Here is a 2,370-nt window from a genome sequence, read left to right as displayed (position 1 = left end):
GCGGCGTGAAGTTCCACGATGGCAGCCCCTTCACAGCGGATGACGTCGTCTTCAGCTTCGCCCGCATCCGCGAGCCGCAGGGCGCGATGCAGGCCTATGTGTCGGGCATCCGCGAGATCCGCAAGCTGGGCGACTACACGGTCGACCTGATGCTGGAGGCACCGGCACCGCTGCTGCTGCAGAACCTCGTCAACTTCGCCATCCTGAGCCGCGCCTGGGCGGTGCGCAACCACGCCAGCCATGTCGAGGACTTCAAGGCCAAGGAGGAGAACTACGCCTCGCGCAACGCCAACGGCACCGGCCCCTACCGACTCGTCAGCTGGCAGCCCGACCAGGCCGTGCAGATGGTCATCAACAAGGACTGGTGGGACAGCAACAAGGGCAACGTCAACGAACTGACCTATCTGCCGATCAAGTCGGCGCCCACGCGCGTGGCGGCACTGCTGTCGGGAGATGTCGACCTCGTCACCGACGTGCCGCCGCAGGACTACCAGCGGCTCAAGACAGACAAGCGCCTCAAGCTGATGGAGGGCGCCGAGGTGCGCACCGTCTTCTTCGCCATGGACCAAAGCAGCGAGGAACTGCGCGATTCCAGCGTCAAGGGCCGCAACCCCTTCAAGGACAAGCGCGTGCGCGAGGCGCTGAACCTTGCTCTGGACCGCGAGGCCATCAAGCGCAGCATCATGCGCGGCCTGTCGGTGCCCGCAGCGCTGATGGTGCCGCCTGGCGTCACCGGCTACGACGCAGCGCCGGATACGCCGCTGAAGCTCGACGCCGACAAGGCCCGCAAGCTGCTGGCCGAGGCTGGCTACCCGCAGGGTTTCGAGTTGCCGCTGCGCTGCCCCAACAACCGCTACGTCAACGACGAGCAGATCTGCCAGGCCGCGGTGGCGATGTGGGCTCGCATCGGCGTGCGGGTGCGGCTCAACGCCCAGCCGATGAGCCTGCACATCCAGGCGCTGGAACGCAATGAGTCGCCGTTCTACCTGATCGGCATTTCCATGCCGACCTACGACGCCCATCAGGGCCTGCAGGCCTGGGGCCACAGCCGCGATGCGCGCGGCAACGGCGGCCAGAACTTCAACCACCTCGCCGACGCGGCGCTGGACACGTTCGTCGAGCGCATCCAGTTCGAGCCCGACGCGAGCGCCCGCAACGCGCTGATCCGCGAGGCCCTGCTGCGTGTGCGCGACGAGTTCCTCTTCATTCCGGTGCATCATCAGATCCGGCCCTGGGCCATGAAACCAGGCGTCAACACCCTGCACCGCTCGAACGACACCTTCGAGGCCCGCTTCACCACCCTTCCATGAAGCTCATGAAAATCTCCACCCTTTGGGCCGCCGCCTGGCTGGCCACCGCGCTGACCGCCACGGCCGACCCACTGCGCTGGGCGGCCCAGAACGACATCCAGACGCTGGATCCGCATTCGCAGAACCCCTCGGCCACGTCGACCATCACGGGCTATGCCTATGAGGGCCTGACCCGCTACACGGAGAAGTTCGACGTCGAGCCGGCGCTGGCCGCCAAGTGGACATTCGTGACGCCCACGCAGGTGCGTTTCGATCTGCGCCGCGGCGTCAAGTTCCATGACGGCACGCCCTTCACGGCGGATGATGTCGTCTTCAGCCTGCAGCGCATCAAGCACCCGGCCAGCAACATGATCATCTATGCCTCCGGCATCAAGGAGGTGAAGAAGATCGACGACCACACGGTGGACTTCATGCTCGAAGGCCCCAACCCCGTGCTGACGCGCAACCTGACCTATGTGCGCATCGTCAGCAAGGCCTGGGCGACCAAGAACCGCTCCGAGAACCCGCAGGACTTCAAGGCCAAGGAGGACACCTATGCCTCTCGCAATGCGATGGGCACCGGGCCATTCAAGATCACGGCCTGGCAGCCGGACCAGCGCATCAGCATGGTGGCCAACAAGGACTGGTGGGACAAGCCCAAGGGCAATATCTCAGAGTTGACCTATCTGCCGATCAAGTCCGACGCAACCCGCGTGGCCGCCCTGCTGTCGGGCGACCTCGATCTGCTGACCGACCTGCCGCCCCAGGACGTCGCCAAGCTCAAGGCCGACCCGCGCCTCAAGGTCATCGACGGGCCCGAGAACCGCACCATCTTCTTCGCGCTGGACCAGGGCAGCGACGAGATCAAGGGCAGCAACGTGAAGGGCAAAAACCCCTTCAAGGACAAGCGCGTGCGCGAGGCGATGTCGCTGGCCATCGACCGCGAGGCCATCAAGCGCAGCCTGATGCGCGGTCTGTCGGTGCCTGCGGCCATCATGGTGGCGCCCGTCGCCTACGGCCACTCGGCCGAGCTGGACACGGTGCAAAAGCCCGACGTGGCGCGCGCCAAGCAGTTGATGAC

Annotated in this window: 2 protein-coding genes; both read left to right on the top strand. The window is 65.6% G+C overall.

The annotated features are described in order from the left end of the window. Window positions 1-1,310: ABC transporter substrate-binding protein (locus AC1DU6_RS27715; protein WP_477861052.1), on the top strand; the 1,310-nt coding region annotated here is incomplete at its 5' end. Between the two features lie 5 nt (window positions 1,311-1,315). Beyond that, on the top strand, window positions 1,316-2,370 hold a 1,055-nt coding region (locus AC1DU6_RS27710; protein WP_477861050.1), incomplete at its 3' end, for an ABC transporter substrate-binding protein.

The sequence above is a fragment of the Roseateles sp. P5_B10 genome, assembly GCF_056400485.1.
Note: the sequence above shows the minus strand (reverse complement) of the source record. Positions and strands in the feature narration are given on the sequence as shown.